The 12,405-nt window shown below is 69.2% G+C and carries 16 protein-coding genes and 1 pseudogene; 3 read left to right on the top strand and 14 right to left on the bottom strand.

The window, feature by feature from the left end; all coding sequences use genetic code 11:
- Positions 1-3: 3 nt before the first annotated feature.
- A complete protein-coding gene (locus AncyloWKF20_RS17070; protein WP_279315171.1) occupies positions 4-345 on the bottom strand; it encodes a porin in 342 nt (113 codons plus the stop codon).
- 137 nt (positions 346-482) lie between these two features.
- On the opposite strand from AncyloWKF20_RS17070, the gene AncyloWKF20_RS17065 reads away from it, so the two are divergent.
- From AncyloWKF20_RS17065 to AncyloWKF20_RS17055, 3 genes are all read left to right on the top strand, one after another.
- Positions 483-941 (top strand): NUDIX hydrolase, encoded by a 459-nt coding sequence (locus AncyloWKF20_RS17065; RefSeq protein ID WP_279315170.1) that lies wholly within the window; start codon positions 483-485, stop codon positions 939-941.
- Positions 942-990: 49 nt separating this feature from the next.
- The gene (locus AncyloWKF20_RS17060) at positions 991-1,368 is read left to right on the top strand and encodes a TIGR02301 family protein (protein WP_279318011.1); all 378 of its coding nucleotides are present in this window, start codon (positions 991-993) and stop codon (positions 1,366-1,368) included.
- 148 nt (positions 1,369-1,516) lie between these two features.
- Positions 1,517-1,789, top strand: coding sequence for a hypothetical protein (locus tag AncyloWKF20_RS17055; RefSeq protein WP_267584319.1), 273 nt, complete (start codon positions 1,517-1,519; stop codon positions 1,787-1,789).
- A gap of 3 nt (positions 1,790-1,792) precedes the next feature.
- Here AncyloWKF20_RS17055 and AncyloWKF20_RS17050 read toward each other — a convergent pair whose 3' ends face one another.
- From AncyloWKF20_RS17050 to AncyloWKF20_RS16990, 13 genes and pseudogenes are all read right to left on the bottom strand, one after another.
- On the bottom strand, positions 1,793-2,269 hold the full coding sequence (locus tag AncyloWKF20_RS17050) for a GNAT family N-acetyltransferase (protein ID WP_279315169.1): 477 nt from the start codon (positions 2,267-2,269) through the stop codon (positions 1,793-1,795).
- Positions 2,270-2,371: 102 nt separating this feature from the next.
- On the bottom strand, positions 2,372-2,611 hold the full coding sequence (rpsU, locus tag AncyloWKF20_RS17045) for a 30S ribosomal protein S21 (protein ID WP_213755039.1): 240 nt from the start codon (positions 2,609-2,611) through the stop codon (positions 2,372-2,374).
- A gap of 208 nt (positions 2,612-2,819) precedes the next feature.
- On the bottom strand, positions 2,820-3,131 hold the full coding sequence (locus tag AncyloWKF20_RS17040) for a DUF1330 domain-containing protein (protein ID WP_279318010.1): 312 nt from the start codon (positions 3,129-3,131) through the stop codon (positions 2,820-2,822).
- A 6-nt stretch (positions 3,132-3,137) separates the two neighbouring features.
- Positions 3,138-3,440: pseudogene (locus AncyloWKF20_RS17035) on the bottom strand (DUF1330 domain-containing protein); the annotation flags it as partial.
- A gap of 22 nt (positions 3,441-3,462) precedes the next feature.
- On the bottom strand, positions 3,463-4,182 hold the full coding sequence (pyrF, locus tag AncyloWKF20_RS17030) for an orotidine-5'-phosphate decarboxylase (protein WP_279315168.1): 720 nt from the start codon (positions 4,180-4,182) through the stop codon (positions 3,463-3,465).
- Positions 4,183-4,201: 19 nt separating this feature from the next.
- Positions 4,202-4,783 carry an NAD(P)H-dependent oxidoreductase gene (locus tag AncyloWKF20_RS17025; protein ID WP_279315167.1) on the bottom strand — a complete coding sequence of 194 codons (582 nt, stop codon included), beginning with the start codon at positions 4,781-4,783 and terminating at the stop codon, positions 4,202-4,204.
- 70 nt (positions 4,784-4,853) lie between these two features.
- Positions 4,854-5,609 carry an rRNA adenine N-6-methyltransferase family protein gene (locus AncyloWKF20_RS17020; RefSeq protein ID WP_279315166.1) on the bottom strand — a complete coding sequence of 252 codons (756 nt, stop codon included), beginning with the start codon at positions 5,607-5,609 and terminating at the stop codon, positions 4,854-4,856.
- Between the two features lie 123 nt (positions 5,610-5,732).
- Positions 5,733-6,872, bottom strand: a complete 1,140-nt coding sequence (gene dnaJ / locus AncyloWKF20_RS17015) for a molecular chaperone DnaJ (RefSeq protein WP_279315165.1) — start codon at positions 6,870-6,872, stop codon at positions 5,733-5,735.
- A gap of 201 nt (positions 6,873-7,073) precedes the next feature.
- The gene (gene dnaK / locus AncyloWKF20_RS17010; protein WP_279315164.1) at positions 7,074-8,969 is read right to left on the bottom strand and encodes a molecular chaperone DnaK; all 1,896 of its coding nucleotides are present in this window, start codon (positions 8,967-8,969) and stop codon (positions 7,074-7,076) included.
- Between the two features lie 226 nt (positions 8,970-9,195).
- A complete protein-coding gene (locus AncyloWKF20_RS17005) occupies positions 9,196-10,428 on the bottom strand; it encodes a biotin/lipoyl-binding protein (protein ID WP_279315163.1) in 1,233 nt (410 codons plus the stop codon).
- Positions 10,421-10,834, bottom strand: coding sequence for a hypothetical protein (locus AncyloWKF20_RS17000; RefSeq protein ID WP_279315162.1), 414 nt, complete (start codon positions 10,832-10,834; stop codon positions 10,421-10,423). The genes AncyloWKF20_RS17005 and AncyloWKF20_RS17000 overlap by 8 nt, the downstream gene beginning before the upstream one ends.
- 87 nt (positions 10,835-10,921) lie before the next feature.
- Positions 10,922-11,848, bottom strand: coding sequence for a sugar phosphate isomerase/epimerase (locus AncyloWKF20_RS16995; protein ID WP_279315161.1), 927 nt, complete (start codon positions 11,846-11,848; stop codon positions 10,922-10,924).
- 163 nt (positions 11,849-12,011) lie between these two features.
- Positions 12,012-12,398 carry a VOC family protein gene (locus tag AncyloWKF20_RS16990; RefSeq protein ID WP_279315160.1) on the bottom strand — a complete coding sequence of 129 codons (387 nt, stop codon included), beginning with the start codon at positions 12,396-12,398 and terminating at the stop codon, positions 12,012-12,014.
- Between the last annotated feature and the right edge of the window lie 7 nt (positions 12,399-12,405).

Genomic DNA, 12,405 nt, shown 5'->3' with positions numbered 1-12,405 from the left:
GGTTCAGCGCGACTGGAGCGCCGGGGCGCGCGCGGCGGGAAGGCCCGCGGCGGGACCGTTCTGCGTCGTGCTGTCGATCTGCACATAGCCGCCGAGCTTCAGGCAGGTCTGTGTGCCCTCCAGCCGCACGAAGCCGGCCCCCTGCGCCGCGCAGAACGGATCGGGTGACGCGGCGGGCGGCATAGCCGCGCTGGTGGTCTTGGCGGGGGAGGCCGATACGCCGGGCGGTGTCTCGGCGCGCGCCGGCAGGACGAGCGCCATCGCCAAGGCGAGCGCCAAAAGGGCGAACCCCATCCCTGTGACGGCGTGGGCTCCACGGCGGCGCAGATGCATCACCCGGTTCATGCGGCCTCCCGTTTCAGCCATCCTCCGGCCGCCGATCCGGCGCGGATGGCCTGAATCTTCCGCGCGAATTGCGGCCAATCCGCGCCGGCGGGCCTGCTATCGTCCGCCCTGTACCGATTCGCGTGAGATCCCCCGCCATGGTTGCCGTCGAGCGTCCCGTCCTCGCCACCAGCGCCGCCGTGTTCCGCGCGGGGCGCGTGCTGCTGGCGCGGCGCGGCCAGCGCCCCTCCATCGGCGTGTGGACGCTGCCGGGTGGGCGGGTCGAGCCGGGCGAGACGCTGGCGGCGGCCGCCGCCCGCGAGGTGATGGAAGAAGTCGGCGTCGCCTGCGCGATCATCGGCGTTGCCGGGGCGGTGGACGTGATCCTGCGGGCGGACGACGGGAGCCTGAAGGCGCATTACGTCGTCGTCAGCCATGCCGCCCGCTGGGAGGCGGGCGAGCCCGCCATCGGGCCGGAAGCGGCGGAGGTCGGCTGGTTCGAGCCGGAGGCGCTGCCCGCCGACATCACGCCGGGCCTCGGGGAGATCGTCGCGGCGGCGGCCCGCCTCGTCGCCGGCGCGCAGAGCGCAGACGCCGGCGCCCGGCTCACCCCGTGACAACCCGCTTGACCTTGCCCGCGCGCCGGATCACCACAACGCCATGACGATGTTCGCGCGCGCCCTTCTCATCCTCGCCGTGCTCGGCGCCGCCCCCGCGCGCGCCCAGAACGAGGGCGGCACGCCGCCCTATGAGGGCGAGTTGCTGCGGCTCGCGGAGATTCTCGGCGCGCTGCACTATATCCGCCCGCTCTGCGGCGCGGCGGAGGAGACGCGCTGGCGCGACGAGATGGCGGGGCTGTTGCAGACCGAGGCGCCCTCCGAGGCCCGGCGCGGCCAGCTCATCGGCGCGTTCAATCTCGGCTATGAGAGCTACAAGCAGGTCTACCGGAGCTGCACCCCCTCGGCGGAACTGGCCAGCCAGAGGTATCTGGAAGCCGGCGCCAAGCTCTCGCGCGACATCGCCGCCCGCTACGGCAGCAACTAGGCACCGTTCCCGGCGCTTTCTGTGCGCTTTTGGCCGCACCTGTTACTTTTATGCCGCGCCATGTTAACCCTCCTTCAATTCTTGGGCAGATCACCCCGCGCTGCGTGCTAAGGTCCAACCGAGCGTTTCGCTCAGCGGAGGAATGAGTTTGTCCGAGCTTCCGGAAACGCACGACATCGATGGTCCGGCCGATCAGGCGCAGGAGGACGAGCGTCACGCGGCGCTCGCTTATCTCGATGAAGCGTGGAACGAGGCGGTCTATGACGGCCTCGACGAAGATTGCCTGGCGCAGGCCGCGCTGTTCACCGCCATCCGCTCCATGGTTGCGACCTATGGCGAGGAAGCCGCCGCCGGCTTTGCCGAGCGCCTCGCCGAACGCATCCGCGCGGGCGAATACACCGTGCCGTTCAACCGGCAATAAGCCTCAGGCGTCGTCGCGTTCGCGCATGAAGATGTCGACGCCGTCGACATCTCGCTCGATCCGCTTCCAGCCGCGCCGCGCATAATAGGGCGCGTTGGCGGCGGTGGCGCACAGATACAGGCCGGCATGGCCGGCGGCGAAGGCGACATCGCTCGCATGGGTGAGCAGCGCCTGCCCGATACCCTGCGCCCGCGCGGGCTCTTCGACCCACAGCGCGGCGACCCAGGGCGTGAGGCCCGGCCTCTCCTCGACATCGCTGGCGATCAGCGCGACCGTTCCGAGGAACTCTGCCCCCCGACAGGCGATGAAGCTGGTGGGAATCGCGGCCTCGGATGGGCCGAGGCTCTCGCTCAGCCGCGCCTTGAGCGCGGCGAAGGGCACACCCTCATCTTTCCACCACGCCCGCCAGACCCGATACGCCACGATCTCGGCAAAGCCGGGCGCGTCGCGCAAATCAAGGATGGCACAGCAGTCCGGCATCACGCGGCTTCTCCGGCGGCTACAAACGGCAAAAGCGCGGTGACCTGCGTCACCGCGCTTCGTGCAATCTTAAGTGCTGGGACGGCCGGAAGGCCGAGCCGATCAGCGGGCGCCGGGGACGACCTTCGGCTTGGACGGCAGCAGACCCTCGCGCTGGGCGCGCTTGCGGGCCAGCTTGCGGGCGCGGCGAACAGCCTCGGCTTCCTCGCGGGCGCGCTTCTCGGACGGCTTCTCGTAGTGGCCGCGCAGCTTCATCTCGCGGAAAATGCCCTCGCGCTGCATCTTCTTCTTGAGCGCCTTCAGGGCCTGATCGACGTTGTTGTCCCGAACGAGAACCTGCACGTGTCTTCCTCTTCGTGCTTCGCGGTGCCGCGCATGCGTTGAATTTGGGCGACCGGGGCGGGCGCCCAAGGACACGGGCCACCGATCAAGGTGAGGGCACATAGCAGACCGCCGCGGCCTTGTCCATCGCCCCCCGCGCGATGCACGCGCTGCCAAGCGACTCAGCGCGCTGCACAATCGCCGCGCGCTATCCGGTTACCTGCCGCGTTCACGCGCCGTGGATGGCGAGCACTTCGGCCACCGCCGCCTTGGAGCGGAAGCCGAACGCCTCCTGGTACTCCGGCGAGTGGTAGCAGGCGAGCGCGGTCTCATAGTCCTTGAAGGCGAGAATCACATTGCGCGAGCGCGCGCTGCCATGCACCGCCTCGTGCCGGCCGCCGCGCACGAGGAACCAGCCCTCATATTTGCGCACCGCCAACGCATCGGCGGCGATGTAGGACTTGTAGGTCTCGAGGTCGTGCACATCGATGCGCATGACCCAATAGGCGGTGCCCGGCCCCTGCGCGGGCCCGTCGATCACGCCAGCCGCCGGCTGGTCGCCCTCATAGCCCTCGATGACGAGGTGCTCGCCTTCGGAATGGGCGAGGCGGTGGGTGTAGGCGGCCTGGTACTCGGGCGAGTGGAAGCAGGCGAGCGCGGTCTCGTAATCCTTGAACTCGACCACGACATTGCGGGCGCGGGAGGTGCCTTCCAGCGTCTCGAACGCCCCGCCCTGCGCGAGGAAGCGCCCGCCAAAGGCGGCAATGGTCGGGATGGCGCCCTGCAGATAGGGCTTGTAGCCCTCGGCATCGCTCACATCGAGGCGGCTGATCCAGTAGCCCTTGGCCATAGCATGTGTCCTTCGTGGCGGGTCAGGAGGCGGCGAGCGCCGCGGCAATCTCGGCCTGCACCGCGCGGGCGGCGGCGGCGGGATCGGGCGAGGCGACGATGGGCCGGCCGACCACGAGATGGTCGGCCCCGGCGCGGATCGCCGCATAGGGAGTCGCGATGCGCTTCTGGTCGCCGGTGGCGGCGCCGTCCGGGCGCACGCCGGGGGTGACGATGGCGCCCTTGGGGCCGAGGATGCCGCGCACGCGGGTGGCGTCGGTCGGGGCGCAGACGATGCCATCGACGCCGATCTCGCGCGCCTGCGCGACGCGGCGGGCGACGGTCTCGTCCACGCCGGCGCCATAGCCGGCCTCGGCGAGATCCGCCTCATCATAGGAGGTCAGCACGGTGACGGCGAGGATGCGCAAGGGGCTCGCGCCCTTGCCCTCCATCGCCGCGCGCATGGTCTGCGGGTAGGCGTGCACGGTGGCGAAGCTCGCCCCCAGCGCGGCGAGGCTGGCGACGCCGCGCGCCACCGTGTTGCCGATGTCGTGCAGCTTGAAGTCGATGAACACCTTCTTGCCGTCGGCGATCAGCTCGCGGGCAAAGCCGAGGCCGCCGGCAAAGCCGAGCTCATAGCCGATCTTGTAGAAGGTCACGCTGTCGCCCAGCCGGGCGACGATGCTCTCGGCCGCCCCGACGGAGGAAAGGTCGAGCGCGACAATGAGCCGGTCTTTCGGATCGGTAAGGGGCGCGCTCGTCACAGTCTGTCTCCGCGGCTGGTCAGGCGCGCAGACCCGCCCTGAGCGCCGCCTGCTCGATAAGCGCAGTCATCAGCGCGCGCAACCTTTGCTGCGCGCGTTCGTCCTTGAGATCGCCATTCTCGGCGAAGGCGCTGCCCGCGCCCGCCACCATCGCTTGCTCGGCCAGCACCAGTGCGCCGAGCCCGAGAGCCAGCACCTGGCGCAGCATCATCGAGGCGCGGTAGCCGCCGAGCGCGCCCGGCGAGGTGCAGCCAATGGCGTAGACCGGCTTCTTGAAGGCGTCGCCCTCGCCCTTGGCGCGGCTTGCCCAGTCAATGGCGTTCTTCAGCAGCGACGGCAGGCCCGCATTATATTCGGGGGTGACGATGAACACGCCGTCCGCCTGCGCAAGCTGGTCGCGCAACTGCTTCGCCGGGCCGGGAACGCCCTCGGCGGCTTCGAGATCCGCGTCGTAGATCGGCAACGGGTAGTCGGCGAGCGAGATCAGCACCGGCTCGCAGTCGAGGCTGGAGAGTTCCTTCGCCGCGAGCGCCGCCAGCGCGTGGGAGTAGGAGCCGGTGCGGATCGAGCCGGCGAAGGTGAGGATGCGAGGCGGGCGCATGGGGGTTCTCCCGGTCGTCGCCCGTGGCGCGGGGCACCCCGGGGCTGAAAGGAGGCGCGGCCGGAAGGGATCAGCCAGCGGCGGCGAGCGGCAGGTCGTGGACGAGCTTCACGCCCGCTTCATGGCCGCGATAGACCCACACGCGCGCCGGCGGCAGGTTCGCCCAGATGCGCGGGCTGACATGCGCCTCGAAGCGCGAGGGCGCCAGCGGCATGGGCGAGACCACGGCATAGGTGAACTGGATGAAGGGCGCGCGGGCCTGCGACAGCTCAAACGCCTGGTCGAGCAGGCTGTAACGCTCCTCGACCGGCCGGGTGAACAGCGGCAGGCTGGAGACCACGGCCGCCGCCTTGCCAGTCAGCCGGCCGTCGAGCGTCGCCTTCATGCCGTAGGCGTCGCCCTCGATGATGGTGGCGCGGGGAAAGCGGGCACGCAGCAGCGTGCAGAATTCCGGGTTGTACTCGATGAGCACCAGCCGCTCCTCGGCCACGCCGCGCGCGATCAGCGCCGCCGTCACCGGGCCGGTGCCGGGCCCGAGCTCGATGACCGGGCCATCGCCGGCGGGATCGACATAGCCGGCCATGGTGCGTGCGAGCGCCCGGCCGGAGGGCGAGAGCGCGCCGGTGCGCAGCGGGTTCTGCAGCCAGGACTGGAGAAACCGCACTTCGTCGGGGCGGGCATCGCCACCCACCTTGCGGCCCGCCGCGGCGTGCTCGCCGAGGGTGCGGTCGCCGATCTTGAGGTCGCGGAATTTCAGGGAGCGCAGCTTGCGGGCCTTGGCCTTCAGGCGGTCGGACTTCGAGGCGTCGGTAGCGCGGTCGAGCATGCGACTTTGATTCCATTCGGCCGCGAAGAAACGGCAGGGCCACGGGCGGAAGCGGCGTCAGACTAAAGTGGTTGCCTGACGATGTTAAGTCCCCGCGATGACGGCGGCGTTACGCCGTCATCACTAATCCGCATCCCCGGCAAAGAAATCCTTTACCTTGGCAAAGAAGCCGCTCGATTCTGGGTGCGTCTCGCCGGAGCATTCCCGCTCGAATTCGGTGAGCAATTCGCGCTGACGTCGGGTGAGGTTCTGTGGCGTTTCCACCACCACCTGCACATACATGTCGCCGCGCGTGCGGCTGCGCAGCACCGGCATGCCGCGCCCGCCGAGGCGGAAGCGCTTGCCGGACTGCGTGCCCTCGGGGACCTTCACCTTGTGGGTGTCGCCCTCGATGGTCGGCACCTCGAAGGTGCCGCCGAGCGCCGCCGTGACCATGGAGATCGGCGCGCGGCAGAACAGGTCCGCGCCGTCGCGCTGGAAGAACTCGTGCGGGGCCAGCGACAGGAAGATGTAGAGATCGCCCGGCGGCCCGCCGCGCATCCCGGCCTCGCCCTCATTGGCGAGGCGAATGCGCGTGCCGTCCTCGACGCCGGCCGGAATGGCGACTTCGAGCGTGCGCTCCTTGGTGGTGCGCCCGGCGCCCGCGCAGGACGGGCAGGGATCCTCGATCACCTGGCCACGGCCCTGGCAGCTCGGGCAGGTCCGCTCCAGCGTGAAGAAGCCCTGGGCCTGACGCACGCGGCCGGCGCCGCCGCAGGTGCGGCAGGTGGTGGGCTGCGTGCCGGGCTTGGCGCCCGAGCCGGAGCAGGTCTCGCAGACGATGGAGGTCGGCAGCCGCACCGTGGCGTTCTTGCCGGAGAAGGCCTCCTCGAGCGTGATTTCCATGTTGTAGCGCAGGTCCGCCCCGCGCTCGCGCCCGCCGCGCTGGCCACCGCCGCCGCGCCGCCCGCCGGCCATGCCGAACAGGTCGTCGAAAATGTCGGAAAAGGTCGAGGCGAAGTCCGCCCCGAAACCGGGCCCACCACCGCCGCCGCCATTCTCGAAGGCGGCATGGCCGAAGCGGTCATAGGCCGCGCGCTTCTGCGGATCCTTCAGGCAGTCATAGGCCTCGCTGATTTCCTTGAAGCGCACCTCGGCCTCGGCATTGCCGGGGTTCTTGTCCGGGTGCCACTTCATGGCGAGCTTGCGATAGGCGCTCTTCAGCTCCCCGTCATTGCAGGTGCGGGAGACTTCGAGCAGCTCGTAATAATCGGTCTTGGACATGGATGGTTGAGCCGTCGCACGGTTTGGACCGGATGAAGGCGGCGCCCTCGCCATCCCGTTCCGGTCAAAGCAGCCGCTTCATGCAGGAATCCTGCCGCGTCCGAGCCTTTAAGCCCCGGCGGGCGCCCACATCGTCCGGCACTGCCAAACAGAGTTCCGCCCCCGGAATGGCTTCCGGGGGCGGCATGAGCCGTGAAGAGGTCAGGCCGACTTCTTCTTGTCGTCGTCGACCTCGGTGAACTCGGCGTCCACCACGTCGTCCTTCGGCGCCGCGCCGGCATCGTCGCCACCCTGCTGGGAGGCGTACATCGCCTCGCCGAGCTTGAGGGAGGCCTGGGCCAGCGTGTTGGTCTTGGCGGCGATCGCCTCGGCGTCGTCACCTTCGAGCGCACTCTTGAGCTCGGTGATGGCGGTCTCGATGGCCGCCTTCTCCGGCGCGCCGACCTTGTCGCCATGCTCGGCCAGCGCCTTCTCGGTCGAATGCACCAGCGCCTCGGCGTGGTTCTTCGCCTCGACGACAGCACGGCGCTTCTTGTCTTCCTCGGCGTGCGCCTCGGCGTCCTTCACCATCTTGTCGATGTCGCTGTCGGAGAGACCACCGGAGGCCTGGATGCGGATCTGCTGCTCCTTGCCGGTGCCCTTGTCCTTCGCCGACACGTTGACAAGGCCGTTGGCGTCGATGTCGAAGGCGACTTCGATCTGCGGCACGCCGCGCGGCGCCGGCGGGATGCCGACGAGGTCGAACTGACCGAGGATCTTGTTGTCCGCCGCCATTTCGCGCTCGCCCTGGAAGACGCGGATGGTCACCGCGGTCTGCCCATCCTCGGCGGTCGAGAAGGTCTGGCTCTTCTTGGTCGGGATGGTGGTGTTGCGGTCGATGAGGCGCGTGAACACGCCGCCCAGCGTCTCGATGCCGAGCGAGAGCGGGGTCACGTCGAGCAGCAGCACGTCCTTCACGTCGCCCGCGAGCACGCCGGCCTGGATGGCGGCGCCGATGGCGACCACTTCATCCGGGTTGACGCCCTTGTGGGGCTCCTTGCCGAAGAACTGCTTCACCACTTCCTGGACCTTGGGCATGCGGGTCATGCCGCCGACGAGCACGACCTCGTCGATCTGCCCGGCCGAAAGGCCCGCATCCTTGAGCGCCTTGCGGCAGGGCTCGACGGTGCGCTGGATCAGGTCGTCCACCAGCGCCTCGAACTTGGCGCGGGTGAGCTTCATGGTGAGATGCTTCGGGCCCGAGGCATCCGCCGTGATGAAGGGCAGGTTGATCTCCGTCTGGGTGGCGGAGGACAGCTCGATCTTGGCCTTTTCGGCCGCTTCCTTCAGGCGCTGAAGGGCGAGCTTGTCGTTGCGCAGGTCGATGCCCTGCTCCTTCTTGAACTCATCGGCGAGGTAGCCAACGAGGCGCATGTCGAAGTCTTCGCCACCGAGGAAGGTGTCGCCATTGGTGGACTTCACCTCGAACACGCCGTCGCCGATCTCCAGCACCGACACGTCGAAGGTGCCGCCGCCGAGGTCATAGACCGCGATGGTGCCGGCCGACTTCTTGTCGAGGCCATAGGCGAGCGCGGCCGCCGTCGGCTCGTTGATGATGCGCAGCACGTCGAGGCCGGCGATCTTGCCGGCGTCCTTGGTGGCCTGGCGCTGGGCGTCGTTGAAATAGGCCGGGACGGTGATGACCGCCTGCGTGACCTTGGCGCCGAGATAGGCCTCCGCGGTCTCCTTCATCTTCTGCAGCGTGAAGGCGGAGATCTGCGAGGGCGAATATTTCTTGCCGTCCGACTCGACCCAGGCGTCGCCATTGTCGGCGCGCACGATCTGGTAGGGCACGAGGCCCTTGTCCTTTGCCACGGTCGGGTCGTCATAGCGGCGGCCGATGAGGCGCTTCACCGCGAAGAAGGTGCGCTCCGGGTTCGTAACCGCCTGGCGCTTGGCCGGCTGGCCGACGAGGCGCTCGCCGTCCTCGGTGAAGGCGACGATGGACGGGGTGGTGCGCGCACCTTCCGCGTTCTCGATCACCTTGGGCGTGCTGCCTTCCATGACGGCGACGCAGCTATTGGTCGTGCCGAGGTCGATGCCGATGACTTTAGACATATTGTTTCTCCTTCCGGCAGGCCGGCCGGACCTTATTGAAGCACCCGGAGAGGAACAGCGCGGCGGCGAACCGCCGCCGTCCCCCGGGACCGGCCCCCATAGCAATTGGGTACGGCGCCATGCGCGCCGTTCGTGGCCGATATAGGGGGCGCCCGTTTCCGCCGCAAGAAGGTGCCGGCGGCGAAAATCGCGCGCTCGTGAAGCCGGCGCCCCGGCCCGCCCTGTTTCAGTGCCCGCTGAACACCAGGATGCGCAGCGGCAGGATGACCGCCTGCAGCCGCAGCAGCAGCGCGTGCACCACCGCGACCGCATCGACCGCGTGCAGATAAAGCGCCGTGAGCCCGCCAACCTCGCCGGAGGCGAGGCGCGCGTGATTGCTGGAATAGGCATTGGCGATGCAGCTCGAACCGGGCGTCACGCCGGCAAGGCCGCCCTCATAGAGCGGCTCCAGCATCACGGTCAGCGTGCCCGGCGCGGCGACCTGCCGGGCGTCCTGCAGCTGCTCGGCGGCGCGCAACTGCCCGGCGGCGATGGCGTCCTGCACATCCGTCACCACCATTGGGATGACCGTGAGCGGCTTCGACAGGCACACCGCCTCGGCCACCATGCCCGGCCGCAGCACCTGCGCCTCAAGCTGGTCGAAGCCCGCGACGAGGCGCTGGCGGCCCGCCCCATCGGGGATCAGCACGCCGGCGGGGCGCAGCATGGGGCTGACGAGATCGCCGACGCGCAGGGCGAACTGTTCGACATGCCCGGCCGTGCCGGCGCGGATCACCGTCTTGTCGAGCGCGACCAGCGCCTCGGCCAGCGCGGCCTCGGCGCTCGCCTTCTGCGCCGGCAGGAGCAGCGTGGCGCGGGCCTGCGCCGCCTCGCGCGCGGCCAGCGCGGCGGCGACACCGCCCTCGCGGCCATCGACGACATTCTGCAGCCGCTCGATCTCGCGCACACTCACCACGCCGGCATTGCGCTGCTGAAGCTCGCTACGGGTCGCCAGCTCGTCGCGCGCCTGTTGCAGCGCTTCCTCGGCCTGGCGCAGCTGCCCCTCGGCGGCGGCGATGTCGGCACGGGCGGCGACGAGCGCGGCATCGGTCTCGGCGATGCGGCGGCGCGCGGTCTCGGCCTGCGCCTTCTGAAGCGAATCGTCGAGCCGGAACAGCGGCTGGCCCGCGGCGACATGGGCGCTCTGGCCGACCAGAACCTCGCTCACGCGCCCGCCAACCTCCGGCACGATCGGCACGGCGCGGAAATAGGCGGTCACATTGGTGGAGGCGGGGTGGTTGTAGAAGATCACCGCGATCAGGCCGACGGTGAGCATCAGGCAGGCGGTGATACCCCAGCGCAGCTCGTACCAGACCGAATAGAGCGTGATCTCATGGCCGAAGCGCTTTCCCTGCGCGTAGCGGCGGATGAGATAATCCGGGAACACCGTGACCAGCGAGCACAGCAGCAGCTCAAGCATGGGGACGGCTCGCGCTGGCGGGACTGCCGGCCGGCGTCTCCGGCGGCGGGGCCTCGGCCGGCGGAGAGGCACCCGCCAGCCGCTCGACCCCGCGGGCGATGCGGGTCAGCGGCGTGCCGAAATCCGGCAGGTCGATAAAGGCCAGCAAGAGCGCCGCGACCCAGAACAGGTGGATGTGGGTGAACAGCGCCAAGAGGCACAGCACCGCGACGATTTCCATCTGCAGCTTCTGCGCCTTGTGCGCCATGCGCTCGGGCAGCGAGTGCAGCGCCAGGAACAGGACGCCGCCGACCAGAACCGCGCCGATCAGCGTGGCGGTCGCCATGCCGAGCAGAAAGTCGGTGCCTCCGGGCGCGGTAATGAAGAAGGGCAGATGGTCAGGCGTGACCGGAAGCGAGGATGACACGACATGTCCCCATAAGCGCGGCGAATGCGGGTTTGGAGACGATCAGTGCCACCCCGCTACCTTACTGTCTAGCGGCTCCAGACGGGCTCAGACCACGAGCGCGGCCGGGCTGCGGAAGCGGGCGGCGAGGGCCTGCAGCACGCCGACCTGGTCCTTCAGCTCGCGCCAGTGGCGCGGCTCCAGCTCCATCACCGCGACGGCGCCGGCGGGCGGCTGCACCGCCTCGACCACCGCGTCCCAGTCGATGGAGCCCCAGCCGATGGGAAGGTGCAGGTCGCCCTCGCCCAGCGCCACCGCTTCCGCCGGGTGGTAGGTCCACATCTCGCTCGGCCGGCCGAAGGAATCGTGCAGGTGGAAATGCGCCACATAGGGCGCGAGCTGCGCCATCTCCGCGATCGGATCGAGCCGAGCATCGGTGCAGCGAATATAGCCGTGGCTCACGTCGAGCGTCGCCCGCACCGCCGGGTGCTCGATGGCCGACAATTCCCCGGCGAGTTTGGCGGGCGTCGCCGTCTCCCGCACGTCGCGGAAGCGGAAGATGTTCTCGACGCAGAGCAGCACGCCCAGCCGTGCCGCGTGGTCGCCCGCCCGCACCAGCGCCTCGCGCTGGCGGGAATAGGCGACCTCGACATCATCCGCCGGGTCCGAGACATGGCCGGTGTGCATGACGAGGTGATGCGCGCCGATGGCGGCGGCGATCTCGATATTGGCGGCCAGCACCGCCTCGTGGCGCGGCAGGCGCTCGGGAATGTCCATCAGGTTGATGGCGAGGGTGCCGTGCATGGAATAGGCGAGCTTGCGGCCGGAAAGGGCACGCACCAGGTCGTCCAGCCGGTTCTTCAGCAGGCGGCCGCCGACGATGAGGTGCCAGGCATAGGCCGGGAGTTCCACCAGATCGACGCCGAGGGCCTCGGCCTCGTCGAGATGCGCGCCGAGATCGTCGAATTCCGGGCTGCCTTCGAGGATCGAATAGCCGCTGGCGCGAATGGGGGAGGCCGGCCTATGCATCTGCATGCGTCGCTGTTCCTTCGACGGGGGCCCGCAAGGGCCGTGGGGCGGTAACGACGGAAACGGCTTTGAGGGGCCGCGCCCGTTCACGCTTGCGCCGGTTTTATGGCACACGCATTACAAAGCGCCGAATCCGGCGTGTCGCCAGCAACTTAGCCGGCATCGCGGCTCACATGCGCGGCGTCATCCAGGCAAGAAACGCCCCGCCCGAATCACGCACGATGCCGATTCGTCCGACACCCGCCACGTCGAAGCCCGGCCGGATGATGCTGCCGCCGGCCGCCTCCACCTTGGCGAGCCGCGCATCGACGTCATCCACCGCCACATAGGTCATCCAGTGATCGGGAATGCCGGCGAACTCGGCCGCCGCCAGGGTGAAGATGCCGCCGATGCGGCGCTCGCCCCGGGTGATGACGGTGTAGTCGGCGCCGCCTTCCATCGGCATCGCCTCGAAGGTCCAGCCGAGCGTTTCCGTATAGAACGCCTTGGCCTTTTCGGGGTCGTGCGTGTTCAGCTCGTTCCAGATGAAATTGCCGTGCTCGGGTTGGTTCGCCATGTGGATC

It is taken from the genome of Ancylobacter sp. WKF20 (assembly GCF_029760895.1).
Lineage (GTDB): Bacteria > Pseudomonadota > Alphaproteobacteria > Rhizobiales > Xanthobacteraceae > Ancylobacter.
The sequence above is the reverse complement of the archived record's forward strand: the minus strand, read 5'-3'. Positions and strand labels throughout refer to the sequence as shown.

Coding starts and splice junctions, on each gene's coding strand:
- AncyloWKF20_RS17005 (WP_279315163.1), bottom strand. CDS start 10,428: ATGCTTGAGCTGCTGCTGTGCTCGCTGGTCACGGTGTTCCCGGATTAT.
- AncyloWKF20_RS17070 (WP_279315171.1), bottom strand. CDS start 345: ATGAACCGGGTGATGCATCTGCGCCGCCGTGGAGCCCACGCCGTCACA.
- dnaJ (WP_279315165.1), bottom strand. CDS start 6,872: ATGTCCAAGACCGATTATTACGAGCTGCTCGAAGTCTCCCGCACCTGC.
- AncyloWKF20_RS16990 (WP_279315160.1), bottom strand. CDS start 12,398: ATGGCGAACCAACCCGAGCACGGCAATTTCATCTGGAACGAGCTGAAC.
- dnaK (WP_279315164.1), bottom strand. CDS start 8,969: ATGTCTAAAGTCATCGGCATCGACCTCGGCACGACCAATAGCTGCGTC.
- AncyloWKF20_RS16995 (WP_279315161.1), bottom strand. CDS start 11,848: ATGCAGATGCATAGGCCGGCCTCCCCCATTCGCGCCAGCGGCTATTCG.
- AncyloWKF20_RS17025 (WP_279315167.1), bottom strand. CDS start 4,783: ATGCGCCCGCCTCGCATCCTCACCTTCGCCGGCTCGATCCGCACCGGC.
- AncyloWKF20_RS17050 (WP_279315169.1), bottom strand. CDS start 2,269: ATGCCGGACTGCTGTGCCATCCTTGATTTGCGCGACGCGCCCGGCTTT.
- AncyloWKF20_RS17060 (WP_279318011.1), top strand. CDS start 991: ATGTTCGCGCGCGCCCTTCTCATCCTCGCCGTGCTCGGCGCCGCCCCC.
- AncyloWKF20_RS17065 (WP_279315170.1), top strand. CDS start 483: ATGGTTGCCGTCGAGCGTCCCGTCCTCGCCACCAGCGCCGCCGTGTTC.
- AncyloWKF20_RS17020 (WP_279315166.1), bottom strand. CDS start 5,609: ATGCTCGACCGCGCTACCGACGCCTCGAAGTCCGACCGCCTGAAGGCC.